The sequence below is a fragment of the Vibrio sp. R11-SG3-ISO9 genome, from assembly GCF_059834255.1.
Map to the genome: position 1 here is coordinate 281,919 of NZ_JCBDGU010000056.1, position 24,844 is coordinate 306,762.

Consider the following 24,844-nt stretch of genomic DNA (forward strand, 5'->3'; position numbering starts at 1 on the left):
ATTGGAGCGTGGATATTGCTAGAACAACCGTGATGGTTTTTAATGAGACAAATACCCAAGTTACCAAGTGTGAAATATGAAATCTCAACTCCAATTCATTCAACATGAAACCGGCCAACTCTCCGATTGTGGTGATGTATTAGATATCGAGTTTTCAAATCACGCCCTTAGTTGGGATGGGATTGTGCTGGAAAAGGGGCGCTCTCCTCACTTCTACCCAAATAACGTCTCAACCCCTTATTTCTATTTCGCATTGGCGCTCGACAAAGAGTTGAGCTGGAAGGTCGGCGATGGTGAAAACTTAACATCCATCAAAGCCGTCGCTGATGATATTTGGATCAACCCACCTAAAACGCCATTCACTCATGATATTTCTGAGCCTTGCCACTTTATTATTCTGGCAATAGAAGAGAAGCGTTTTCTGGAAAGTTGCCCACTTAATGTCGGAAAAATGAAGCTGCAGTTTTTGAACAACTACAATATTTCCGATCCAACCATTAAGAGCATTATCGATCTGTTTATTTTAGAAGTGATGAACAAGGGACGTAACGGGCAGGCATATGTGCAAGGGCTGTTGGCACTGCTATCAAACCACTACATCCAGAACTACTCTAACTACCAAGACTTACAGAACCTTCAACAGAGCGCATCTAAGTTCGATCAAAGTCAGCTTGATAAAATCGATCACTACATCGCTGAAAACATCGGCTCAACTATTTCAGTGGATGACCTTTCAGAATTACTACACTGCAGTAAATTCTATTTCCTACGCGAGTTTAAAAAATTGGTTGGTGAAACGCCTTACCAATACTTGATGCACAAACGTTTGGAACAAGCCAAAGCCAAACTCAGCGCAGACAATCCCAACATCGCCGAAATCAGCCACCAGCTTGGCTTTAATGACCAATCTCACTTCACACGTGTGTTCAAGAGCCAATATGGCATGACCCCAGGTCAGTTTGTGAAGTCAAATTCCGTTAACTAAGCGCCGTTAAAGCTAGGTAATACAGTTCCATCGGTTTCTCTATCATCTCGGCGGTTAGCTCCGTTCTGTCTGGATTACAGTTAAGCGCCAGTGCGTACCCGTGAAGATAGTCGACCAGTAAATCTCGCGCGGTATTGGTCTGCGCCTCTGATAAATAAAGAGGCTCAATAGACGCTTCAAATCGTTGGCTAAACACTTCTACTGGACCTAATGACTTCATCGTTAACAGCGTCTCTAGTAACCCTGGATGATCATTCAGAATCGTTAAGTAGCTGACACTCAGTCGGTAGATATTCTCTTTCCAATCAAGCTGTTCACTTGGTTCAACGATGTCCTGCATCAGCGAAACAGTTATCGCTTCAAGCAATTCATTCTTGTTTTTAAAGTAGTGATAGATAGCCATCGCATCGACGCCAAGTTGCTTCGCCAATGCGCGAATACTCGGGATCTTCCCGCCTTCTCGCATCATGGCTTTTGCGACCGATAGAATGCCTTCAGCACTGAGTTGGCGATCCCCCACCTTAGGACGACCACGTTTTTGATCCTTGACACTCATGGGATCTCTCCATAAACTTTAATTCTACACTGTAGAATATTTTAATTTATCTTTAACAAGAAGCCAAGCTCTGGCCTAGATTTGGAGTAAAAGATGTCGAATATTGTATTTATTGCAACCAGCCTTGATGGGTACATCGCAGACAAAGAAGGTGGTATTGATTGGCTGCACTCAGTGCCTAATCCAGACAACAATGACTTAGGCTATAACGCGCTGATGGAACGTGTTGATGCTCTGGTTATGGGCCGTAATACAATGGACATTGTTCTGAGTTTTGGTATCGACTGGCCTTATACCAAGCCGGTATATGTGCTTAGCAATACACTAACGAAGGTGCCTGAAGAGCTGGAAGACAAGGTATTCTTAGTTCACGGAGAGCTCAGCAGCATCGTTAGTGATCTCAATGAGAAAGGATTAAAGGATCTTTACATCGATGGTGGCGTAACGATTCAGAACTTCTTAAAAGAAGATCTTATTGATGAGATGATTATCACCACAATTCCTATCTTACTTGGCGGCGGTTCTCCGCTGTTTGGAGAACTCAAGTCCCCTCTCAATTTTGAGTTAAAACAGAGTAAAACTCACTTGGGTCAGATTGTTCAAAGTCAGTACATTAGAAAACGCTAAGCCTCAACGCTAGAAGTTCATCTGAGCCTAACCGAGTTGTGATATTCTTGAGTGAGTTATTACAAACCAAACTTTTCAATCAGTTAGGCTCTCATGGACGATAGATCGCAACGCTACTTAGACAATTTCCTCAGCTCACTCCCAGAACAAACACGTAATAAGTATCACTCGTTTAGCTCTGACTACTTCTGCGGCGACGAATACAATGCCAATTTGTGTGCTGAGCTTATCAAGCAGGGTAAGAAAACCGCGACCTGCAGCATGGCTTACTGGTACGAGTCTGGCGAAGAGCCGATGCCTACCGTTGGTCACTTGCAAGTGGTTGTCGATTGGCATGGCAATCCGGTGTGCATCATAGAAATAGATACCGTCACTCAGTGCCCTTACAACGAGGTAACCGAAGAGTTTGCCAAAGCAGAAGGTGAAGGTGATTTGTCATTGGAGTGGTGGAAAGAGGCACATTGGAATTTCTTTTCCAAAGAGTGCGCTGAACTCAATATTGAACCGCGAGAGGATATGAAGCTGGTTCTTGAACGTTTCCATGTGGTACATCAATAAATAACAACATGACACCCTGTTAAGTCAATCATTTTGTCAGTACCATTTGAGCTAAATTTCTCAAACGGTACTGTTCCTTATGAAGCTCCTCGTCGACCGCACTGGTGAACAATTTCTTGAAATCATAGAAGAATCGGGAGATTCACTGCTCGTTCAGTTCATTAGCAATGAAGGCATTCGTAAGGGTAAGCCATTCAAAGATACGTTAAGCGGACTGTTTCTCACAGGGTGGAAACCGCGTACAACATCGACAGCCATTGGTTTAGAACGCTTCAAGCAAGGCAAGTTGCAAGACCCAAAAGTCAGCTTCGCACTGCATCAGCTCTATCCTCTTGGTCGTGATGTGAAGCTACCAAGTGGAGAGGTTGCCACCATTGCCAGCTACGCCAACACACATGCCGATGGCTACTATATGTTCGTTAGGCTAAAGGGTGAATTGAAGCGTCTGAGGATGACTCCAGATTGGGAGTTACAACCATCAGAAGTTAGGTTGGCACTGCCTTACTACCCTGCGCCAAGAAGCAGAGAAGAGCTGCAGAATATCGATGATTTCGACGCATGGGCCGGCGGGTTTTAAACTAAGCCACAGTTCAGTATCTCCTCTAAAACACGTTACAAAAAAGCCGCGTTGATACGCGGCTTCTGCATTACTGCTTCTTAAGGTCATCAAGAACCATAGAGTTATGCTGTTCGTGAATCGTATTAACGCGAACGCGCTTCTCAGGCTCTAGGCGCTCATATTCAGTAAGATAAATATCACTGTGGATGTGCTCAGCAATCATCTTAACAATCAATCGGTTATTTGAATATAAACCCAATGTTTCTTCACGGTGTGAGAACATCAGCGCTAACTTCATATCCGCAACACACATAAAGCGGTGGGAAGGATATTCTGTCTCTTCGTTTTCTGAGCGAGAGTACAACTCAATCTTGTCGTGCGGCTTGGCCATCTTGTTGAACGAAAAGCCGATTACTCGAACACCACGCTCAATTGCATCACACAACTCTTTTTCAAACAGGTTCAGATTGAAATCGGTATTGAGGTAAATTTCCAAATTCGCTTGATTAATAATCTCTTTCGCTTTCTGAAGAAGGTTTTCGAATCCAGTCAGGTTGTAAACGAACTCCTTCTCTTCTTGAAGCATCATCTTTGACAGTTCAGTCTTAAGAATATTGATATTTTCGACGGTCTTCTTTTCGATTTGGCTAAAGATCAATTCCGGTGATTTAGCTTCGTACTCTTTAGTGTCGCCATCGGACATAAAGATATAACCATTGTTATACAGGTTATCAATCGATGAGTAGACTGATGAGCGAGATAGAGAGATCTCCTTGGCAATCTTATACCCACTCGCACGACCATTCTTAAGCAAATTAATGTAAACAAGTGCATCGGTTTTGGTGAATCCAAAATCCATTAATTTGATCACTAACTCTGACACGGGTTGTCCTCTGAAACTATTCAATACTTTCTTCCTGCTAAGGTTACCATTCCTGCAACTATGAGCGTAAATGATTGTTGTTATTTTTTATTGCCATAAGAGCCGCGCCGTAGGCAAATACGAAGCTATCCTGCGAGTTTTGAGAAATGACAGGTAGCGAATCTGATGAGTGATACCGCGATAAAGCAACCCTCAACTCTTTATTGAGTGAAGGGTATCTGGTTGCAAATCCAGAAAGAACAAGCTGCTTGGGGGCCAGTTCTTCGATTGGCGACAATAGGCTGCGTGCCAACTGATCGATGAAGGCTCGATATACACGAGTTGAATGAGAATCTCCCTCCTCCACACCAGAAAAGATATCGGCCAAAGACCGGTCTTGGAGCACCACTTGGTGATATTGACGTTCAATACCCTCTATTGATAAGAACTGCTCAATACACGCTTCTCTTCCACAGCGGCATACTGGTGTCAAACCGTCAATTAACCACTGGAAATCGGGAAGGGGTGAATGCGCCCAATGACGACACAATGATTGGGCTGACCACTTGCCGTTTTTGTAGAAACTTAAGCTACAGCCAATGTCGAGCGACAGGCTCAGAACCGAGCCATTATCAACATCGAGAATATTGCAGTCTGAAGCCAAGCCGGCTTGTGAAGTGCTCACTACTGAGCAATCAAAACCGAAGTGGTTGCTTAGATCTATAGCGAGCTGTGCCGCATTCACCTGCGACAATCGACTGTTTCTACTATTAGGGAAGGTTTGTAGGTGCTCACATACACTAATGACGACTGTCGTTACTTTGCCAAATCGCCAGACGTTACTTGAAACTAGCTGCTTCAAGCGTTCCGATAATTTGGGTAAATCATCTGGACAGTTTTGGACATTACGATACACCTCCCGCCCTGAAGAGGTATTCGTAACAGAATGAACAGATTGGGGATCGATAGAGATCCCCATAACAACAGAGTCACTCATGCTAGCTATGCTTTCTCAATCACGTAGCCAAACGCATCCAGCGCGTGAACTTGTCCATCTAACTCAATGAACTTCGGCTGGTCACTGTTGTTGAGAATGAGTAAGTAATCAGAGCGTCGATATGCGATACAGCTTTCGTCCTCAACTGGAATCCATTCCAGGTTTGGTTGATTAAACTCTGGGTTGTTCTTTCTCATCGCGATGAGTTGTTGAATAAAGCCTTTAAAGTCCAAGTCGTGGTTCGCTTCATTCCACTCCATACACTTACGGTTGTTCTCGCTACCCATGCTACGGCCGCCATCCATACCAATCTCACCACCGTAGTAAATACATGGCGCACCTACTTGAGTGAACATGAACAAGTAGGCCAATTTGGCACGACGCTTATCACCCTGACACAGAGACAAGATACGCGTCGTGTCATGGCTGTCGAGCAAGTTAAACATCGCTTCGTTAACGTTTCTTGGGTAAGCCAGATACGACGTATTGACCGCGTTGACGAAGCCCTCTTTATCCATCGCAGACAAAGCAAAGTAGTCAGTGATCGCTTGTGTTAGCGGGTAGTTCATTAATGAATCGTACTGATCGCCGCGTAGCCATGGCATCCCTTCATGCCAGATCTCACCCAGAATATAGCAATCCGGATTGATGCCTTTGATGACAGTGCGAAAGTCACGCCAAAAGGCATGATCAACTTCGTTTGCCACATCTAAGCGCCAACCATCGATCTTGAATTCCTCAACCCAATAACGAGCAACATCAAGCAGGTAAGCACGGCATTCTTCATTTTCGGTGTTGAGTTTTGGCATCTCTGCCACGTTGCCGAACGTTTCATAGTTGAGGTTCCAAAAATCCCACTGATCTTTGGGTGTGTCTGGGTAGACAGGAAACTGATTCACCCAGAACCAATCGGCGTATTTAGATTTTTCACCTTTCTCGACAACATCTAACCAAAGTGGTGATTGAGCGCCGATATGATTGAATACCGCATCCAACATCACCTTCATGCCACGCTGATGCGCCGCTTCGACTAGTGCTTTAAACGCTTCGTTACCACCAAAGTGAGGATCCACGTTGTAGTAATCAACGGTGTCATATTTATGGTTGGCATTAGCGGTAAAGATTGGACACAAGTACAAGCCATTCACGCCTAAGTCTTGCAGGTAATCGAGCTTCTCGATCACGCCCCATAGGTCGCCGCCCATAAAATTATCCGACTTAGGATCTGTGCCCCATGGCTGGACATTGGCTGGCGAAATCTCTGGTTTGCCGTTCGCAAAGCGCTCTGGGAAAATCTGATACCAAATGGTATCTCTCACCCAGTTCGGTGTGTTCAAAACATCACGTGGATTGATGTATGGAAAACAGAAGAAGTTACTTAAATTACTTAGCTCAACTTCCGCCTTCTTAGGATCAGATAAGTCCGCACAACGCTTCTCACCAAACAAGATCTTCTCACCATCCTTGCCATAAAGAATGAATCCATATCGGCTACGACGTTTAGGTGGCTTAAAAGCAGCAAACCAATGGTCATGATGCTCAGTCTCACCTTCGTGAATCATAGGGACTTCGTTACCCCCAACCCAACCGTGAGCATCACTGCCACCAAGGTTACCGCCATCTAGACCGCCTTCAGCCCAGTGGTAAGGGTCACCTATCCATAGAGCAACTCGTTCAATTTCGCCTTTCGCGCTACGCAATCTCAGATGCAAAGTCTCATTATCGTAGGCGTAACTGTCCGCACTCTTTGCCGAGTGTGTAAGCGCACTTTTTGTAATCATTATGTATTCCTAGCTTTTATTCTTTTACTGCACCGCTGACGAGGCCGGTTGTAATGTGTTTTTGTGTTGCAACAAACAATAAGGTGATTGGCACGGCTACCAATAGAGAACCTGCTGCAAAGAGGGTGAAGTTTTCTGCCGAGTTAGAAGAGATCCAACTAAAGATTCCGATCGCCAGAGTCATCTTCTCTTCACTTCTTAGGATTAGAGTTGGCAATATAAAGTCCATCCAAGGACCTGTGAACGACACCAAGCCAACAAACACCAAGATAGGCTTAGCGAGCGGAAGGATTATCTCCAAGAAGATGGTCATATGCCCCGCACCATCAATCTTTGCCGCTTCATCAAGCGATGTTGGAATCGCATCGAAGTAGCCCTTAACAAGCCAGATCATGAAAGGTAGAGAGCCTGTAACATAGACAAACAACAACCCAGCATAGGTATCAATCAGCCCCATTTTGGAAAGCAGAATGTAGATCGCCGTCATCGAAAGGAAAGCTGGAAACATCTGCAGCACCAAGATACTCATCATGATGTTTCGCTTACCGTTGAAACGATATCGAGAGAAGATAAACGCCGATAGAGTCACCACAACCAACGAGATAATCATGTTGGCAGTCGCCAAGAAGAAGGTATTTTTGTACCACTCAAAATACGGCGTATCGTTGAACAGCGCTCGGTAGTGGTCCAAGGTAAATTCAATACCCGTAAACGAAGAGCTGAAAAGGTTGTTACCTACCTTGAACGATGCCAGCACAGTCCAAATAACCGGCCCCAGAACCAAAAGCGCATTTGCTGTTAAGAACAGATAAACAACGGCTGTACCAACCTTGCCAATAAACTTATCCATGTTACATACCTACATCGTCTTTAAATGAGTTCATACGACGGAATTGCCAAATCGCAATCACCGACAAGAACAAGAAGATCACAATCGAGATAACCGACGCGATTTGATACTGCTGGAAGTCGAGAGTGAGTTTGTAGATCCAAGTAATCAAGATATCGGTATGCCCTGCAAAGCGATATTCAGGGTTGATTGGTCCACCCTCGGTCAGTAGGAAAATCGCTCCGAAGTTGTTGAAGTTATGGGCAAACGTCATCACTAAAGATGGCGCAACTTGGTGAAGTACCATAGGTAAGGTGATCTCCCAGAACTGCTGGAATTTGCTCGCACCGTCCACTTCACTCGCTTCGTATAGATCTTCAGGGATATTGGTCAACGCGCCTGCAATCAACAGCATGAAGTAAGGAGCACCGACCCAAACGCTCACCGCAATTACGGTAATCTTGGCAATGAAGGGATCCGATAAGAAAGCGACCGAATCAAAACCCCAGCTGTTCAGTGCTGCATTAACTGGGCCAATGCCGTTAAGTAACAAACGGAACATCAATAGAGTGACAAAAGCTGGAATTGCGTAAGGAAGAATAAACACAAAGCGCCATGCCTTTTTCGCTTTGATCTTCTTATTCTGCAACGCCAACGCCAGCAAGAAGCCAAAACCACAGGTACAGACCGTTGCGAAGAATGCCCACATTACCGTCCACGACGCGACGCCGAAGAATGTGCTCGACCAGATTTTCAGTTCAAACAGAGCAAAGAAGTTCTTAAATCCAACCCAATCGACCAAGTTCTTCGGTGGGATATGGTGTGGTGCTGAATAGTTAGTAAACGACACCATAACCGTAATAATGATCGGCATGATGATAAACGCGATACTCGCAATAAACGCAGGCGACAACATAATGAACGCAAACTTGCGATCGTAGATGTCTTTCAGTTGTTCACTCAGAGACAGTTTTGACGTCTGAGTATGCTTCGCATCACGTACATTTGATACGTACAAACAGATAAACAGGAATGAGTAGAGCAGCGCAATCACACCCTCGACCAACATAAAGATCGAGTTATCACCCTGTGTGATGGTAAAGCCTTTACGCACTTGAGCGACATCACCTAGGGTCACAAGGCCTTTAAGCGACTCCATCAGCTCAGGGAAGAGCAGTAGTGTAACCAGTTGGATGGCTAGAAAAATCCCGCCTTTCAACCAGTGCCCCTTTAAAATCTGTGTGCTCCCCATAATCAGGAGAGCAGCAGGCAACCTAGGGGCTGCCTTAGTCTCAGATAACAACATAGGTCCTCTTCTACTCTTGTAGTTCAATCTGTTCAGTAATAATTGAACGAGCGCGGTCAAGAACGGCTTTTGGTGACTTGTCATTTACCCATAAGTCGGTAATCGCGCTAGCCATTGGCGACCAAATGAAGCCCATCTCTGGCAATGAAGGCATCGCATCAGAGTAGAAACCTTGAGTAATGATGGCGTAAGTCGCTTCATCCGCATTAACGATGATCTCTTCCATCACAGCTTGAACAGGTGGAATCGACTGAGTCATTTGGTAGCGCTTCTTAAGCATGGCTTCTGTCGATAGGTAATCAGCAAACAGTTGCGCCGCTCTAGGGTATTCGGTGTAAGAAGAGACCACCGCAAGTCGAACGGTTGAGAAAGTACGTGGCTGCTGACCTTCCAGCTTTGGCATTGGTACTACACCAAAATTTACGCCCGAATCTTTATAACCTTGAATCGCCCACGGGCCATCAATGATTGCACCCACTTTGCCTTCACCAAAGAGGCCTCGACGAACTTGCGGGTTACGCATATCAATTGGGTTTGAACTGTTGGCTACGCGTAGGCTCTTCATTGCCTCGAGCCCTTTTTGCGCTTCTTCTGAGTCAATACCTATATCTTTAGCGTCGGTGCCGTTGTTACCAAACTCATAAGCGCCGTATAAGGTCACAAACATACGAGACTCATAGTAGTTTTGGATATCCCAAAGCAACGCATACTTGTGTTCTTGCTTGTTATTAAATGATTTCGAAAATTCAATAATCTCCTCAAAACTCTCTGGAGCTTTCGGAAGCAAATCTTTGTTGTAGAAGAGAGCAGTGGTGGCAAAGCTGACCGGAAAACCATAGCTCACACCTTCAGACTTAGAAGCGCTGATGGCATTTTGCATAAAGGTACTATCGATTCGCTCGGCAGAAACAAGGTTCTCCATCGCACCACCAGCAACCACCAAACGCCCTAATAAGTCGTGCTCAATCTCTGCCACGTCAGCCACTCGAGCTGACCCGCCATCCTGAATTAGGCGAGAAGCGGAATCGATAGGTGCGAGTCCACGAAACGAAAAGTCGACATCGTAGCCGAACTCTTTATTGAAAGAGTCTGCTGCATACTCCATGTATTCAACGGTTGTTTTATCCGTCCAAATGAGCAGATCAGCACCTTTCTCTGGTGTTATCTCTTCAGCGCTAGCCAACCCAGACATCAATAGCGAGGCCAATAGCGTTGTTCTAAATAGCTTTTCTTTCATACTCACACCGCACAAGTTAAATTTAGTAGTCCATAAGATACTACTAGGTTATATCTCACCTTAAACAAGTCAATACGATTTGTTCAAAATAGAAACACCTTTGTGATTTAGATCACCATAAATACGTAATTGCTAACCATGCGCATGATTATATACAACACCAGTCCGTATCAGGCTTTACAGCAAGAAATAAGCTCATCCTGATAGCTATATCGATGAAAACAATACTATTCGTGATGATGATCAATAAAATTCACGCATGAGAGTGAGCGGGATCACATAACCAATTTCTATGGGAAGAAAATTTAAAATAAATAAAGAACAATAATTAGGCGTTCAACGTGAACTACTAAATTCATGGCCAGAATTATCGAAATAAATCCAATGCCGGAATAATAAGGAAATACTGTGAAACGAACATTATTGTCTGTAGTGATAGCCAACACTTTGCTTGTGAGTACCACTGCTTTTGCTAGCGATCGAGGCTTTGCTCCTGAAGACACCTTTTTTGATGACGCTTTGAAATTTGGTGGGCATGTTGGATCGTCAATTGAATACGAATACAAAACGACGACTGACTGGGCTAAATGGGGCGCAACTGAATCAACAGAGCAGACTCGTACGCATGAAGTGGTAAGCCTGTTCTACCGAAACTCTAAGTGGAACTTCTCGACCCTTTACGCTTTCAAGCTAGAAGATCGTAAAAAAGAGCAATCGGGATACAGCGAAACGGAAGATGGATACATTCACCTGCTGTCTATCGACAAAGGCTTCAACTTTGGTTCAGGTTGGGGAGTAGGTTCTGTTTATGACATCGAATACTCGCGCAGTCAGATCTACAGCACATCTGGTACAAACGGTTTACGACATACTACCGTTGAACACAGCTTTAGACCTTACCTTACCTACTGGAGTAATGACTTCGGTGCTGGTTTCTACTCTAACCTCGAGTATCTACTGAATGATGAAGATAAGAGCGAGTGGGGCAAAATCAAAGAAGAAGGTTACAGCCTACTGTTCAAACCATACAAGCGCTTAGGTAACTGGGAGTTGGGTGTTGAGTTCTTCTACCAAATTAAAGAGAACGAAAACAACGGCAAGAAAGTCAGTGACTTCACTGAGAAGTATGTAGAACCGATTGTTCAATACAGCTTTGATGATGCTGGCACCATGTATGTTCGAGCTCGTATCGGTGAAAATGAAACCAACGGTATCGGCAGCAACGACGACTACTTCAAAGACATTCGCAAAGCGACTATCGGCTACGAACAAGCCGTAGGTGAAGACTGGTTGATGAAAGCTGAATACGAATGGGCGAAAGATACTGAAACGTCGAATGCTGCGCAATACGCTGGTGACGAAAAAGTAGTTGAACAGAACACACTATTCTTACAAGCTCTATATCGCTTCTAACTAATTGATAGGTCGAATAATATGCTCAAAGTTTCAGAAATAGCTCAGGTCGTTGGTGGAGAAATCGTTGGTGATGACACGATAGAAATATCGCTGATTCGTCCGGTTTCAAGCGATGAAAAAGGTGGGCTTGCGATTGTATTCGCCAAATCAGATCTAAAAGGCATTTCTGAAACTTTAGCAGACGTCATTATTGGGCCGCGAGCGATTCTGCAATCTTCGGCAAAGACAAAAATCATTATTGATGAACTCGATGCCGATAAGCTTAACCAGCTGATGCGCTTTTATAAGGTGCATAAGTACCAACTGTTTGATCAAGGCAACACCTCTGATATCCCAGATGTTTACATTGGTAAGCACTGCCAAATCGGAGAGAACTGCCACTTTATGCCTGGTGTAAAGATTATGAACGGCGTCACTATTGGCGACAACGTGGCAATTCATGCCAATAACGTGATCAAAGAGGGCACCATCATTGGCAACAATGTCACGATTGATTCAAACAACTCAATTGGCAACTACAGCTTTGAATACATGACAGGTAAGCAGACTCGATACCAGCGTGTAGAGAGCATTGGCCGCGTTATTATCGAAGACGACGTTGAGATTGGATGCAACAACACCATCGACCGAGGCACGCTAGGCAATACCGTGATTGGTCGAGGCACTAAAATCGATAACCTAGTTCAAATTGGCCATGATTGTAAGATTGGCCAACACTGCCTACTTGTATCGCAAACAGGCTTCGCTGGGCACACCACCCTGGAAGACAACGTGATTGTTCATGGGCAAGCGGGCACCGCAGGCCATCTAACCATCGGCAAGAACTCAGTGATCAAAGCGAAATCTGGCGTGAGCCACTCTTTCCCAGCCAATAGCGATATCTTCGGATACCCGGCAAAGGATGCTCGTAGCTATTACAAAAACCTAGCAACACTCAATAAGCTGACCAACAAGAAATTAAACCAAGATAAAACGGAAACCCCAACAGAATCGAAAGGGTTTATCGCACGTTTGTTCAGCTTGTAACGCTAATGGGAATAGAGATGACGGACAGAGCAATGAATATGGTTGATGCCTACATAAGGTCAAACACCAAAGAGTTGTATATCGAGCTTGAACCCGGTGCCTCCTTGAACATACCGGTGCAACAACAAGCTTGTTTGTCCTCATACATCGATGAAAGAGTCTATTTTGGTATTCGCCCTGACTTTGTCTATTTAGCTAGCGATAACGAAGAGCTTAATACCATCAATGGTCAACTCATCGATTATAAAAAGACCAATAATAGCTTTGAAATTTTATTAAAGATTGGTCAAAAAGAAATACTGTTCAGAACTAAAAAATTAATTAGCCAAAGTGATATCGGGAAATCTTTTCGTATTAATTTCGATACCTATTTTGGTCATATTTTCGATTATGAAACCAATCGAAATTTAACAATATAACGCGAATAAGATTAAGGAATTTGACGATGAAACGTACTTTGCTGCTTACTGCCCTGCTCTCATCAGCACTGATGGGGTGTGCTAGCACATCTGACAGCACAGAAGGTGCACAAGCTGTTGCGACTGGCCCTTTTGCTGACTGTAACCTACCAAGTGTTGAAGAGCGTGGTCCGATTAAGCCATCACTCTATGTTGTTGGTACCTTCCCAGATGGCCAGTGGATGCACATGGAAAACCGTCAAATGTCCCACAAAGGCAACGGTATCTACCAAGTCGTGAGCGAAGAGAAAGCCGGTAATGTCAGCTTACAGTTTGCCACCATGAGCTGGAATCCACAGTTTACTGCTGCGGGCAAAGAGATGGTTGCAGGTTACGAGAAAGAGCTCAAACGAGGCGGCTTTGCAAAGAACACCACTGTCGCCATTCCTGAAGACGGCAAATATCTGTGGAGTATCGAAGTTGGTCAGGATAAAAAGCCAGTTCGAGCGCTACTAAAAGCTTGTAAGTAATCACAAATAGATGGGAGCGAATAACTAATGTTCGCTCTCTCATTCTGTTGATTGAGCAAGTCGCTGTCAGCCGAAAACGCCTTTCTGAATCAACATTTTTTAATTAATAACATCAGGTGAACCGTCAAATTAACTCACTTGATTATGTAATCCTATGCGGAGTATCAAATGGCAACAGTTAGCCTACGCAAAGTAGAAAAAGAGTACGACAATGGCTTCAAAGCTGTGCATGGCATTGACCTAGACATTCATGAAGGTGAGTTCATGGTATTTGTCGGTCCGTCGGGCTGCGCAAAGTCGACCACACTGCGCATGATCGCAGGTCTTGAGAGCATCTCTGGTGGTGATATTCGCATCGGCAGCAAAGTCGTCAACGATCTCCCACCAAAAGACCGTGGCATCGCGATGGTGTTCCAAAACTACGCCCTTTACCCGCACAAAACCGTATTCGACAACATGGCTTTTGGCCTCAAAATGCAAAAGCGACCAAAAGACGAGATCAAAAAGCGCGTTGAAGAAGCCGCTGATAAGCTTGAGATCACGGACTTGCTTTACCGCAAACCCAAAGAGATGTCAGGTGGTCAGCGTCAGCGTGTTGCAGTAGGTCGTGCCATTGTACGTAAGCCCGATGTCTTTCTATTCGATGAGCCGTTATCTAACTTAGACGCTAAGCTACGTGTTTCGATGCGCGTTAAGATTGCCCAGTTGCACCAATCTTTGAAAGAGGAAGGCAACCCAGCAACCATGATCTACGTAACGCACGATCAAACCGAGGCGTTAACGTTGGGCGATCGCATCTGCGTGCTTAACCAAGGCAACATAATGCAAGTAGATACACCAGCCAATCTATACAACTACCCTGAAAACAAATTTGTTGCTGGCTTTATTGGTTCTCCGGCGATGAACCTTATCAATACTAAGCTCTGCCAGCTAGGCGATGATGTTTACGTTGAGCTCGCTCCGGGGGCACGCATTATCATTCCAAAAGATAAGCAGCAGAAGCTTCTTAATCACATTGATAAACCGGTATGCCTAGGCATTCGCCCTGAACACATTAACCTTGCCAACGATGACGAAGCGATTAATGTGCACGACGGTGAGCTAACGGTTGTAGAAAACTTGGGTAATGAGAAATACCTGTACTTCAGAATCGGCGAAAATGAAGTGGTTGCTCGAGTGAATAACCAAACCATATCCACATCAGATATCGGTAAGAATATTCGTTTTAACTTTGACTCCGCGTTCTGTCATATTTTCGATGCGGAAACAGAAAAGAACCTAACGCTATAAATATCTAATCGCTGAACGAAAGCTGCCTCTTATTTGATGTGTTGGGGTGGCTTATATTTTTCGAAAAAATTTAAAACCTAATAATTAAGTCTAATTCAGAGAATATCTGGATCGGCTTTGTGCACCCCAAATTTATCTAACAAGTGAAACAGGACGATAAAATGAAGAACAAAATAGTACTTCTTTCAGTATTGCTCGCTTCTCTACCTGCCGCTGCAGATTGGAACCAAGCGTACTTCCGCGGCACAGCCAATGATTGGCAAAGCGAATCCATGGTGAAGGTCAAACCTAACCATTGGCAAATTGTTAAGAAATTCAATACTGGCGACGGCAATAACCCACCAAGCTTTAAAGTCGACCGCTTTGGTGATTGGTCAGAGAACTACCCGATTAATAACTATGTTGTCGATCCAAATAAAACCTATGAGATCAACTTTTACGACGACACCAACACGGTTATTGTTCATGAAAAACTGCCGTTCGATATGCGTGATGAAACCATGTATTTCGTGTTTCTTGACCGCTTCCATGACGGCGACTCAAGCAACAATACATCGACAGGCGCCAACATGTATTCAGCAGACAAGTCGGATTTCAAAAAGTACTTTGGTGGCGACTTAAAAGGCTTAACAGCAAAGCTCGATTACCTGCACGACATGGGGATCACTGCAATTTGGATCACTCCACCAGCTGACAACATTAACGTGCCTGACAGCCGCGGCGGTGCGGGTTATCACGGTTACTGGGGACGTGACTTCTTTAAAGTAGACGAGCACTTAGGCACGGTCGATGACTTTAAAGCATTGAAGAAGAAGATGGACAGCTACGGCATGAAGCTGGTACTGGACTACGCACCTAACCACTCCAACCCAGATGATGAAGGCGAATACGGCGCTCTGTACAAAAATGGCGTTCGTCTTGCCGATTACAACAACGACAGCAGTGGCTATTACCACCGTAACGGTGCAATTGCGGCTAACGGACAAGATTGGGAGTGGAACGATGCGTGGGCTGTTCGCAACAAGACCCTATTTAACTTAACCGACTTCGACCAAAGAAAAGGCGGTCCGGCACGTCAATACCTAATTGACGGTGCTAAATTCTGGGTCGACCTAGGCGTGGATGCTATCCGTATTGATGCGGTGAAGCATATGGATAAAGAGTTCATCCAAGACTTTACCGGTCAAATCAACGCATACGCGAAACAGAGCCAAGGAAAAGACTTCTACTTCTTTGGTGAGTGGATGGATTCTGGTGCTGACGCAACAGGCTCAAACTTCGCATCTATCGATTTCGCAAACACCTCAGGCTCTGCGCTGCTTGATTTCGGGTTAAGAAACACCATCGAGAACGCTCTGCTTGGCCATCATGGCACTGGTATGTACGCCATTAACAACTACATGAAGCTGAGAGATCAGAAGTTCACAAGTAGTGATTGGCAAGTGATCTTCTTGGATAACCATGACGCACCACGCCTTTCAACTGTGCTACGTTCTGACGCTACTAACTTTGGTCCAGGCAAAGACAAATGGGGCGGTCGACAAAGCATCCCATTCGCACAAGATCGTGTAGAACTAGGTTTGGCTCTTATCATGACTTCTCGTGGTATTCCATGTATCTACTACGGTACAGAGCACTACGCAGCGAACTTTACGACCAACGGCTTTGGTCAGCAAGGTAACGACCCATACAACCGTGAAATGATGCCGAGCTTCGACAAGACAACACCGGCATACCAGATGATCAAAAAGCTCAGCAAACTACGTAAAGAGAGCTTCGCGATCCAACAAGGTTCTTACATTGAACGTTGGATAAGTAACGATGTGCTTGTTTATGAGCGTAACGCAGGAGACGACGTTGTCGTGGTAGCGATGAACCTAGGTAACTCGACCTCAGTGAATGCCATTAACCTTGGTTTGGCAAACGGCACATACGACAACGTGCTAGGTGGCGACCAAGTTGTCGTAGCTAACGGCAGCGCGACGTTCAACCTTGACCAAAATGAAGTGATTGTCCTCCACACCAAGAACTGATCTTTAATTGGTGATTTGACATCTTAGAGAACATAAAACCACTCAAATCCCGCACCTATGTGCGGGATTTTTTATAGGGTCAATCTTGGCTGGATAAAGTCAATAAAAGCAGAGATGCGTTTAGAGACAGAGGAAGACTTGTAATACACCGCATTGATTGTTTCACGCCCTGTGTTGGTCAGCTTCTCCTGCTCTAATACAGGGATGAGTCGTCCTGCTGCAATGTCCTGTTGAATCATAAAGCCAGACAAGCAGGCAATCCCATTGCCTGCAAGAACGAGCTGGCGCACCGTTTCTCCATTGCTGGCTGTGATGGTTGGCTCGACATAATTTTGGTTTGGGAGCGGCCAGTGATTAAGCACCTTGGCGCCAGTAAAGCCGACAGTATGATGACTAGAAAGCTCTTCGAACTTTTGAGGGATTCCGCGCTTAGCGAGATACTCAGGGGAAGCCACCATGTAAAGCAAACTCTTACCCAATGGACGAGCATGGAGCGTCGAATCGGTTAATTGACCAATTCTTATTGCCACATCGGTTCGCTTCTCGATCAAGTCAACAAACCCCTCGTTTGAGGTCAGTTCAAGCTCAATGTCAGGATAAGCGCTATTGAATTCACTGACTAGAGGGACAAGTTGATGAAACACAAACGGGCTGGCTGCGTCTACTCGTAGTCGACCTTTGGGAAGTTCACCACGCGAAACAATCTCCTCTTCTGCCTCATGAATGATCCTTAAACCGGCTCGAATCGAGTCGACGAACTGCCTGCCCTCTTCGGTTAGCTCTACGCGTCGCGTCGTACGATTGAACAGGGAAACACCCAGCTGACTCTCTACCTTACTGATACTTCGGGAGACTCTCGCTACTTGAATATCAAGCGCCTGCGCAGCTGCTGAAAACCCACCGCTATCGACCACGGTGAGCATAATCTCTAAATCATCCGAACGTGTTATCACCCGATCCCCCTAAGTAATAGATAGTGCAACTATTGCATTTATAACAAAAGTAATTTGTTAATCACACTGTTTTTAGCAAAAGCGATTTCTCACATAATCCCTGCCAACGAAACGAGTCACAACCGACTCCCACTTTTATGTGTTACCCATTTTAAGAGAAATAATTATGCCTTTAGCTTTACTTGCATTGACGCTCAGCGCCTTTGCCATAGGAACCACAGAGTTTGTTATCGTTGGCTTAATACCAACTATGGCAACCGATCTCAACGTATCCCTACCTTCTGCAGGCCTGTTAGTTAGCCTCTACGCACTGGGTGTTGCCGTTGGTGCGCCAGTACTGACTGCACTTACCGGTAAGTGGAATCGAAAACTGGTACTGCTCACCATCATGTCGCTGTTTGTGGTGGGCAACTTACTGGCTTGGCAAGCACCTGGCTACAACACTCTTATTGCCGCACGTATATTAACGGGCTTGGCTCATGGTGTGTTCTTCTCTATTGGCTCAACCATCGCTACGGGATTGGTGGCCAAAGAGAAAGCGGCAAGTGCGATCGCAATTATGTTTACCGGTCTAACGGTAGCACTCGTGACTGGCGTACCACTGGGCACTTATATTGGTCAAACATTTGGCTGGCAAGCGACCTTCTTGATCGTGGCTCTACTGGGCTTAATTGCTCTGATCGGCAGTGCGTTATTGGTGCCTAACAACCTTAAACAGCCACCAGCAACGAAGCTTTCTGCTCAATTGAAAGTGCTGACTCAACCAAGATTGTTACTGGTTTATGCAATTACAGCACTGGGATACGGCGGCACATTTACCGCGTTTACGTTCCTTGCTCCGATCCTAGAAAATGTGTCTGGTTTCGACTCAAGCGCCATCAGCCTAATCATGTTGGTCTACGGTGTTTCAGTCGCGATAGGTAACATCTGGGGTGGTAAGATGGCTGACAAAATGGGGCCAATCAAAGCGCTAACGGTTATCTTTTCTGGCCTTGCTGCGGTACTGGTTGTGTTTAACTTCACGGCGGTTAATCCATACGCATCGGTGGCAACAATTTTGGTTTGGGGTGCTTTTGCCTTCGGTAATGTCCCGGGGTTGCAAGTTTACGTGGTTAAACTGGCAGAGAAATACACGCCAGATGCAGTCGACGTAGCATCAGGCTTAAACATCGCAGCGTTCAACGTTGGCATCGCGCTTGGCTCTTGGGGCGGAGGTATCATTGTTGCGGAGTCTGGCTTAATGAACACGCCTTGGATTGGCGCAGTGATTGTCTTAGTGGCATTAGCCCTAACTCGATTTAGTGGTCTATTAGACAAGAGACAAACTCAGCAACCTATCCCATCTAGCGTTTAGTTTTATAGAAGAGTTAGAAAAAACAAAGCCCGAATCTAAGTTCGGGCTTTGTCTGTTTGATGGTGCTGTTAGTCGTTATCAATCGTTCTCAAAACTCGGCATGGGTTACCGACTGCGACAACATTGTCTGGAATATCTTTGGTCACCACACTGCCTGCGCCAATCACACTGTTCTTGCCAATGTTCACGCCCGGGCAAATGATCACACCAGCACCAATCCAAGCATTGTCACCAATCGAGATTGGCGTACCGAACTCAACGCCTTCATCAACACGGCTCTTCACATCCAATGGGTGACCTGCCGTAAGCACTTGTACATTAGGGGCGAACAGCACATTGTCGCCAATCGTCACTTCTGCTACATCTAAAACGACGCAGTTAAAGTTGGCGTAAAAATTCTTACCTAGCTTAATGTTTGAGCCGTAATCACATCGAAATGGTGGCTCTAAATATGCACCTTCAGAATCCGGGATCAGCGTATCAATGGCAGAACGCCACTCTTCACTGTCTGGAATACTGTTGTTGAGCTTTTGTAGAACCTTACGACACTCTATTCGTTCTGCGTACAGCTCTTCATCCCATGCTAAGTAAGGCTCTCCAGCCAACATCTTCTGTTTTTCTGTTTTCATGTTCTTTATCTACTTACCAAAAACTTTTCGCCGATTATAGAGGCTTGTACTGACACAATAATCAACGCCGCGCACACTTTTGCGATTCAATTTTGCCAATAAAAATAACTAACCGACGACCAATAATTAGACTGAATCTTCCCTATAACCTAATAACAAAATGTAATGGTAGGCTAAACAATCGATAATTATCAATTTATGAAATGCACGCTATTCTAGTGATAATAGATCATGGAATAGAGGCGATAATGAAAGCAATTACCTACCAAAAATCGAGTGATACATTCTCAGTGTCAGAACTCCCAACACCCAATTTAGAAAGTGAATTTGATGTCTTGGTTAAGGTTGTGGCTGTCGCACTCAACCCCGTAGATGCAAAAATCAACTTTTGGCATGAAATGGTGCCAAACATGGACGATCAATTTGTTGGTGGCTTAGACGTTTCAGGTGAAATCATCGCGATCGGCAGCAAGGTAGAAAATTGGCAAGTGGGTGACAAAGTGTTGTATCACGGCAATATGCGACGCGCTCATGGTGGTTTTGCAGAACTCGCCATTCAAGACGCTCGCACTTTGGTTCCACATCCAAATACCTCCCCAGAAATAGCCGCCTCTCTGCCATGTGCTGCGTGGACGGCCTACCGCGCTTTGGTGGATAAACTTCATGCCAGCAACAAAGAGAGTTTACTCATCACTGGTGGTTCAGGTGGTGTAGGCAGCTTTGCGATTCAAATTGCCAAAACACTTGGTGTAAAAACCATTATTACGACTTGCTCACAAGCCAATCATGCGGCGGTTCGCCAGCTTGGTGCGACTCACACCATCGATTACCGCAGCTCAGATGTCGTTGCAGAGGTAATGAAGATTACTCAAGACCAAGGTGTGGATATTGCGCTGGATTGCGTCGGTGGCGAGAACGACAAATTTGCCGCTGATGTATTGACTTATGAAGGCGAAATGGTGGAGTTAGTGCAAGTGGTAACGCCAGAACGCTACGACAATGCTTTCCTTAAAGGATTAAGCTTTCACCAACTTAGCCTAGGCTCAGGTCATGTGAATGGTACTAAAGGCATGAAAACCTTAATCGACGCAGGCAACGCCGTTAATGCTTTGGTTGAATCTGGTGACGTTGTCGTTCCTAACCTCAAAGTGATTACTCTCGAAGAGATTGGTCATGCGCTACTAGATATGAGAAACCAGCGCACAGTTGGCAAAGTCATCGCCAAGCTGGCTCACTAATCTCAACACTCAACCGAACATCCCCAGCCTAGAAGTGATTCACTCCAGAACCTTCTAGGCATTCCTTTAAATCGAGTTTCTTAGCGACTGAGTACCGAGTCTCGAATGACAAGGCTACCCGTAGTTTTGATGGCATCTGCTTGCGCTAAGTCACCGACGATTTTCAAGACAGCTTTTTGCGTCATCTGCTCTAGTGGAACGCTCACAGAGGTTAAGCTAGGCGTTAAAAACTCACCCACTTTGCTGTTATCAAAGCCCACGATAGAGATGTCTTGAGGTAGCTTGTAGCCCTTCTCTAGAAAGGCTTTCATCGCTCCGATCGCCATATCATCATTTTCCGAAACTACTGCGGTAAAAGCGACATCCTTGGCCAACAGTTCCTGCGCTGAAGTATAACCACTCTCCATTGTCCAATCACCTTGTACGACTCTCAATTCGTCATAAGCAATCTTGTGTTTCAACAAGGTATCGCGATACGCGGCGAAGCGCTGTACGTCTGTCGATGACCCTGACTTTCCTCGGATCACAGCGATCTGCTGATGGCCTTGCTCAATGATATGTTCCATCATCACGCAAGCACTTTGGTAGTGGTCTGTGGTAATTGCATGTTCAGGTGAAGATGGCATTTCACGGTTGAGCACAAGAATAGGAGTGTCAGTGCTCTCGATGATCTGCGCAATCTCGCTTTCACTCAAGCATTGCGGATAAATGATTATCCCGGCGCACTTCATATCGAGTAGAAAGTTAATGGCTTTGCGCTCGTCCTCAGCACTGTGTTTACCATCGGTGATCACCAACTGATGATTGGATTTTTCGCTATAGGAAGCCGCGTGATACATCAAAGATGAGAAGTAAGGGCCATTAAAAAGCTCGTTGGTAATGACAAAACCGATAAAGTTAGTCTTCTTAGTCGCCAATTGTTGAGCCAATAAGTTTGGTCGATAGCCTGTCTCCTGAATCGCATCAAAGACCTTCTTGGCAACGTCAGGCCTTACGATGTTCTTGCCGTTCAGCACGCGAGAGACCGTCGATTTCGAGACGCCAGCGCGGTTCGCAACATCAAGCATGGTTACCATTCACTTACCCTTCTATAAAAAATTAGCCGACCTAAGCCAGCTAATTGTATTGCTTAGTGAAACGGCAACGCTCTCACTGCCGTTTAATTGCAGGCATTCTAAATAGAGGCACCGTTAGATGCAATCACGCCTTTATACCACTCAAAAGACTTCTTGCGCTTACGCTCTAGTGTTCCTGACTGGTCGTTGTGTTTGTCTACGTAAATGAAACCGTAGCGCTTTTTCATCTCACCTGTGGTGAACGACACCAAATCGATACAGCCCCAAGGGGTGTAGCCCATTAGATCAACGCCATCGATCGCAACGGCTTTTTTCATCTCTTTGATGTGATCGCCAAGGTAGGCAATACGATAGTCATCATTAATGCTGCCATCTTCTTCGATGGTATCAACCGCGCCAAAACCATTCTCAACGATGAACAATGGCACTTCATAGCGCTCATAAAGAGATGCTAAGCAGTAACGCAGGCCTGTTGGGTCAATCGGCCAGCCCCAATCGCTCGACTTGATGAACGGGTTCTCTACCGAGTTTTCATGTCCACCGTCCATCGCTTCTTCAGTAGATTGGTGAGAAGAGGAATCCAAGGTATTCGACATGTAGTAACTAAAGCCTAAGTAATCGGCCTTCCCCTCTTTTAGGATCTTCTCATCTTCAGGCTGCATTTCGATATTAAAGCCTTTGATAGCCCAATCACGCTTGGCGTAACTTGGGTAGTGACCACGAACCATGACATCAGAGAAGAAGTAACGATCGCGCATCGCTTGCTGCGCCACCATGATGTCTTCTGGCTTTGAAGAGCGAGGGTAGAAAGGCACCATCGCACACATCGCACCGATCTGAAGATCTGGGTTGATCTCATGACCTTTCTTTACCACCAATGCGCTCGCAACAAACTGATGGTGCACCGCTTGGTACATGGCTTCTTGCGGCTTTTCGCACTGTGGGAACTTCACGCCAGAGCATAACCATCCGAAGATGTCCGCCGAGGTGTTCATCTGGTTATTGATCTCGTTAAACGTCATCCAGTACTTCACTTTATGCTGGTAACGCTCCATCACCGTGGTTGAGTACTTAACGAAGAAATCAATCACTTTACGGTTCATCCAGCCACCGTATTCTTTCGCTAGATGGTAAGGCATTTCAAAGTGGCTCAGCGTCACTACTGGCTGGATATCGTATTTCAATAGCTCATCAAACAGGTCATCGTAAAATTTTAAGCCCGCTTCACACGGTTCGGCTTCATCGCCATTCGGGAAAATACGCGTCCACGCGATGCTGGTACGGAAACACTTAAAGCCCATTTCAGCAAATAACTTAATGTCTTCTTTGTAGCGATGGTAGAAATCCACAGCAACTTGGTTAGGGTAGTTTTCACCATCGATTACACCATCGGTGATTCGACGTTGTACACCGTGCGCGCCTGCTGTTAATACATCGACAACGCTCACACCTTTACCATTCGCATCCCAGCCGCCTTCTAGCTGATGCGCAGCAACCGCACCACCCCATAAAAAATCGTTTGGAAATTCGTTATTCATACCATCACTCACTACAAGTTATTCGTCAGAAAATAGATAGGTTTAAGGTAACAAACTTAAAAGCTGCAACTCTGAAACCGATTTCAAGATGACAAAAAGATACACCTTGAAACCGGTTTCAACAATAAGTTTTTGCGGTTTATTTGATCATAGAGATCAAGTTTATGAGCCAAGTGATCGGTATATCTTTGATATTAAGGAGAATAGAAGTGCTGACAAGGGAATAAAAATTTTATGAAATGAAGAAATGCCGGACTAAGGGCTTAGTCCGGCAACTGACGACTACTTTTTCCAAGCAAATGGTTCAAATGCCTTGTCCACCGGCGTTTCTGCTAGGTGATTAACGTAGTTGCTGATCACTTTTTGCGACAAGCCAAGAATCACTTCTAAAACCTGTTTCTGTCCGTAGCCAGCACTGTAAAACGCTTCAACTTCCTCTTTAGAAACATTACCTCGCCCTCTCACCACACTTAGCGTGAAGTCTTTTAGAGCTTGCAGCTTCTCAGTTGGTAGGGCTTCATCGTTTCGCAGCGCTTCAGTGATCGCAGGATCTACCTTCATTGAGTGTGCGATCGCAGTATGCGCCGGAACACAATAGTGACATTCATGTTCAACGTTTATGGTTTGCCACACAACGGTGAGCTCTTCTGCGTCGAAGGAGCTATTCGTGAACTGCTGATGCAGCTCTTTGTACGCATTAAGTATTTCTGGAGACTCAGCCATCACTGAGTAAAGGCCGGGGATCATCCCCATCTGTTTCTGTGCGCCTTCAAGAATTGCTTTACTGCCTTCTGGTGCTGTTTCAATAGTATGAAATTTAAAATTGCTCATCGTCTTTATCCTGTTTTGTTCTACAAAGACAACCAAGCATAGGCTCAGTTGACATCAATAAAACCATATTAGAACGAACGTTCAAAAATTAAAACAACGAAGTTCAACAGTTTTTATTCATTTTTGATCTAAGTGAGAAGATTAACTGAAATGAAAACAATAAGAGCCACGATATTGACTCGTGACTCTCTATAAAATGACAGCATAAAACTATGATTTTAAATAGAATAATCGC

At 45.1% G+C, this 24,844-nt stretch carries 24 protein-coding genes; 12 read left to right on the top strand and 12 right to left on the bottom strand.

Annotation, left to right across the window (positions count from 1 at the left end):
- Positions 1-76 precede the first annotated feature (76 nt).
- Complete coding sequence (locus AC6R05_RS22190; protein WP_500648652.1) at positions 77-985, top strand: helix-turn-helix domain-containing protein; 909 nt, start codon at positions 77-79, stop codon at positions 983-985.
- Here the strand turns inward: AC6R05_RS22190 and AC6R05_RS22195 are convergent.
- Entirely contained in the window at positions 978-1,541 is a 564-nt protein-coding gene (locus tag AC6R05_RS22195; RefSeq protein WP_500648653.1) for a TetR/AcrR family transcriptional regulator, read from the bottom strand. The two genes, AC6R05_RS22190 and AC6R05_RS22195, sit on opposite strands and share 8 nt — an antisense overlap.
- Positions 1,542-1,634: 93 nt before the next feature.
- Here AC6R05_RS22195 and AC6R05_RS22200 point away from each other — a divergent pair, with 93 nt between their 5' ends.
- The 3 genes from AC6R05_RS22200 to AC6R05_RS22210 all read left to right on the top strand — a co-directional run bounded on the left by AC6R05_RS22200 (position 1,635) and on the right by AC6R05_RS22210 (position 3,303).
- Entirely contained in the window at positions 1,635-2,168 is a 534-nt protein-coding gene (locus AC6R05_RS22200) for a dihydrofolate reductase family protein (protein ID WP_500648654.1), read from the top strand.
- Positions 2,169-2,261: 93 nt separating this feature from the next.
- Positions 2,262-2,726, top strand: coding sequence for an ASCH domain-containing protein (locus AC6R05_RS22205; protein WP_500648655.1), 465 nt, complete (start codon positions 2,262-2,264; stop codon positions 2,724-2,726).
- A gap of 79 nt (positions 2,727-2,805) precedes the next feature.
- Positions 2,806-3,303 (top strand): hypothetical protein, encoded by a 498-nt coding sequence (locus AC6R05_RS22210; protein WP_500648656.1) that lies wholly within the window; start codon positions 2,806-2,808, stop codon positions 3,301-3,303.
- A 70-nt stretch (positions 3,304-3,373) separates the two neighbouring features.
- On the opposite strand, the gene AC6R05_RS22215 is transcribed toward AC6R05_RS22210, so the two are convergent.
- From AC6R05_RS22215 to AC6R05_RS22240, 6 genes are read right to left on the bottom strand one after another with little or no spacing between them, the layout of a single operon-like run.
- Positions 3,374-4,168 (bottom strand): TrmB family transcriptional regulator, encoded by a 795-nt coding sequence (locus tag AC6R05_RS22215; RefSeq protein WP_032550620.1) that lies wholly within the window; start codon positions 4,166-4,168, stop codon positions 3,374-3,376.
- 58 nt (positions 4,169-4,226) lie between these two features.
- Positions 4,227-5,144, bottom strand: a complete 918-nt coding sequence (locus AC6R05_RS22220; RefSeq protein ID WP_500648658.1) for an ROK family protein — start codon at positions 5,142-5,144, stop codon at positions 4,227-4,229.
- A gap of 5 nt (positions 5,145-5,149) precedes the next feature.
- On the bottom strand, positions 5,150-6,925 hold the full coding sequence (locus tag AC6R05_RS22225; RefSeq protein ID WP_500648659.1) for a glycoside hydrolase family 13 protein: 1,776 nt from the start codon (positions 6,923-6,925) through the stop codon (positions 5,150-5,152).
- A gap of 16 nt (positions 6,926-6,941) precedes the next feature.
- On the bottom strand, positions 6,942-7,775 hold the full coding sequence (locus tag AC6R05_RS22230; protein WP_032550624.1) for a sugar ABC transporter permease: 834 nt from the start codon (positions 7,773-7,775) through the stop codon (positions 6,942-6,944).
- Between the two features lies 1 nt (position 7,776).
- Positions 7,777-9,060 (bottom strand): carbohydrate ABC transporter permease, encoded by a 1,284-nt coding sequence (locus AC6R05_RS22235; protein ID WP_500648660.1) that lies wholly within the window; start codon positions 9,058-9,060, stop codon positions 7,777-7,779.
- 10 nt (positions 9,061-9,070) lie between these two features.
- Positions 9,071-10,297, bottom strand: coding sequence for a sugar ABC transporter substrate-binding protein (locus tag AC6R05_RS22240; RefSeq protein ID WP_032550627.1), 1,227 nt, complete (start codon positions 10,295-10,297; stop codon positions 9,071-9,073).
- A 408-nt stretch (positions 10,298-10,705) separates the two neighbouring features.
- On the opposite strand from AC6R05_RS22240, the gene AC6R05_RS22245 reads away from it, so the two are divergent.
- The 6 genes from AC6R05_RS22245 (at position 10,706) to AC6R05_RS22270 (ending at position 16,990) form a co-directional block, all read left to right on the top strand.
- The gene (locus tag AC6R05_RS22245) at positions 10,706-11,710 is read left to right on the top strand and encodes a porin (RefSeq protein ID WP_285465779.1); all 1,005 of its coding nucleotides are present in this window, start codon (positions 10,706-10,708) and stop codon (positions 11,708-11,710) included.
- A gap of 21 nt (positions 11,711-11,731) precedes the next feature.
- The gene (gene lpxD, locus AC6R05_RS22250) at positions 11,732-12,739 is read left to right on the top strand and encodes a UDP-3-O-(3-hydroxymyristoyl)glucosamine N-acyltransferase (RefSeq protein ID WP_500648661.1); all 1,008 of its coding nucleotides are present in this window, start codon (positions 11,732-11,734) and stop codon (positions 12,737-12,739) included.
- Between the two features lie 17 nt (positions 12,740-12,756).
- On the top strand, positions 12,757-13,158 hold the full coding sequence (locus AC6R05_RS22255) for a hypothetical protein (RefSeq protein WP_500648662.1): 402 nt from the start codon (positions 12,757-12,759) through the stop codon (positions 13,156-13,158).
- 26 nt (positions 13,159-13,184) lie between these two features.
- Complete coding sequence (locus tag AC6R05_RS22260; RefSeq protein WP_500648663.1) at positions 13,185-13,667, top strand: early set domain-containing protein; 483 nt, start codon at positions 13,185-13,187, stop codon at positions 13,665-13,667.
- A gap of 168 nt (positions 13,668-13,835) precedes the next feature.
- Positions 13,836-14,957, top strand: coding sequence for an ABC transporter ATP-binding protein (locus AC6R05_RS22265; RefSeq protein WP_500648664.1), 1,122 nt, complete (start codon positions 13,836-13,838; stop codon positions 14,955-14,957).
- 161 nt (positions 14,958-15,118) lie between these two features.
- Positions 15,119-16,990, top strand: coding sequence for an alpha-amylase family glycosyl hydrolase (locus AC6R05_RS22270; RefSeq protein ID WP_500648665.1), 1,872 nt, complete (start codon positions 15,119-15,121; stop codon positions 16,988-16,990).
- A 71-nt stretch (positions 16,991-17,061) separates the two neighbouring features.
- Here the strand turns inward: AC6R05_RS22270 and AC6R05_RS22275 are convergent, their stop codons facing one another.
- A complete protein-coding gene (locus tag AC6R05_RS22275; RefSeq protein ID WP_500648666.1) occupies positions 17,062-17,943 on the bottom strand; it encodes a LysR substrate-binding domain-containing protein in 882 nt (293 codons plus the stop codon).
- A 166-nt stretch (positions 17,944-18,109) separates the two neighbouring features.
- On the opposite strand from AC6R05_RS22275, the gene AC6R05_RS22280 reads away from it, so the two are divergent.
- Positions 18,110-19,297 (top strand): MFS transporter, encoded by a 1,188-nt coding sequence (locus AC6R05_RS22280; protein WP_500648667.1) that lies wholly within the window; start codon positions 18,110-18,112, stop codon positions 19,295-19,297.
- A gap of 68 nt (positions 19,298-19,365) precedes the next feature.
- Here AC6R05_RS22280 and AC6R05_RS22285 read toward each other — a convergent pair whose 3' ends face one another.
- Entirely contained in the window at positions 19,366-19,926 is a 561-nt protein-coding gene (locus AC6R05_RS22285; RefSeq protein ID WP_500648668.1) for a sugar O-acetyltransferase, read from the bottom strand.
- A 248-nt stretch (positions 19,927-20,174) separates the two neighbouring features.
- Between AC6R05_RS22285 and AC6R05_RS22290 the strand changes: the two genes are divergently transcribed.
- Entirely contained in the window at positions 20,175-21,164 is a 990-nt protein-coding gene (locus AC6R05_RS22290) for a zinc-binding dehydrogenase (protein ID WP_500648669.1), read from the top strand.
- Between the two features lie 80 nt (positions 21,165-21,244).
- Here AC6R05_RS22290 and AC6R05_RS22295 read toward each other — a convergent pair whose 3' ends face one another.
- The 3 genes from AC6R05_RS22295 to AC6R05_RS22305 all read right to left on the bottom strand — a co-directional run bounded on the left by AC6R05_RS22295 (position 21,245) and on the right by AC6R05_RS22305 (position 24,609).
- A complete protein-coding gene (locus tag AC6R05_RS22295; protein WP_500648670.1) occupies positions 21,245-22,240 on the bottom strand; it encodes a LacI family DNA-binding transcriptional regulator in 996 nt (331 codons plus the stop codon).
- A 98-nt stretch (positions 22,241-22,338) separates the two neighbouring features.
- Positions 22,339-23,778 carry a 6-phospho-beta-glucosidase gene (locus AC6R05_RS22300; protein ID WP_500648671.1) on the bottom strand — a complete coding sequence of 480 codons (1,440 nt, stop codon included), beginning with the start codon at positions 23,776-23,778 and terminating at the stop codon, positions 22,339-22,341.
- Between the two features lie 282 nt (positions 23,779-24,060).
- Positions 24,061-24,609: a carboxymuconolactone decarboxylase family protein gene (locus tag AC6R05_RS22305; protein ID WP_032553849.1), complete on the bottom strand. Its 549-nt coding sequence runs from the start codon at positions 24,607-24,609 to the stop codon at positions 24,061-24,063.
- Positions 24,610-24,844: the final 235 nt, after the last annotated feature.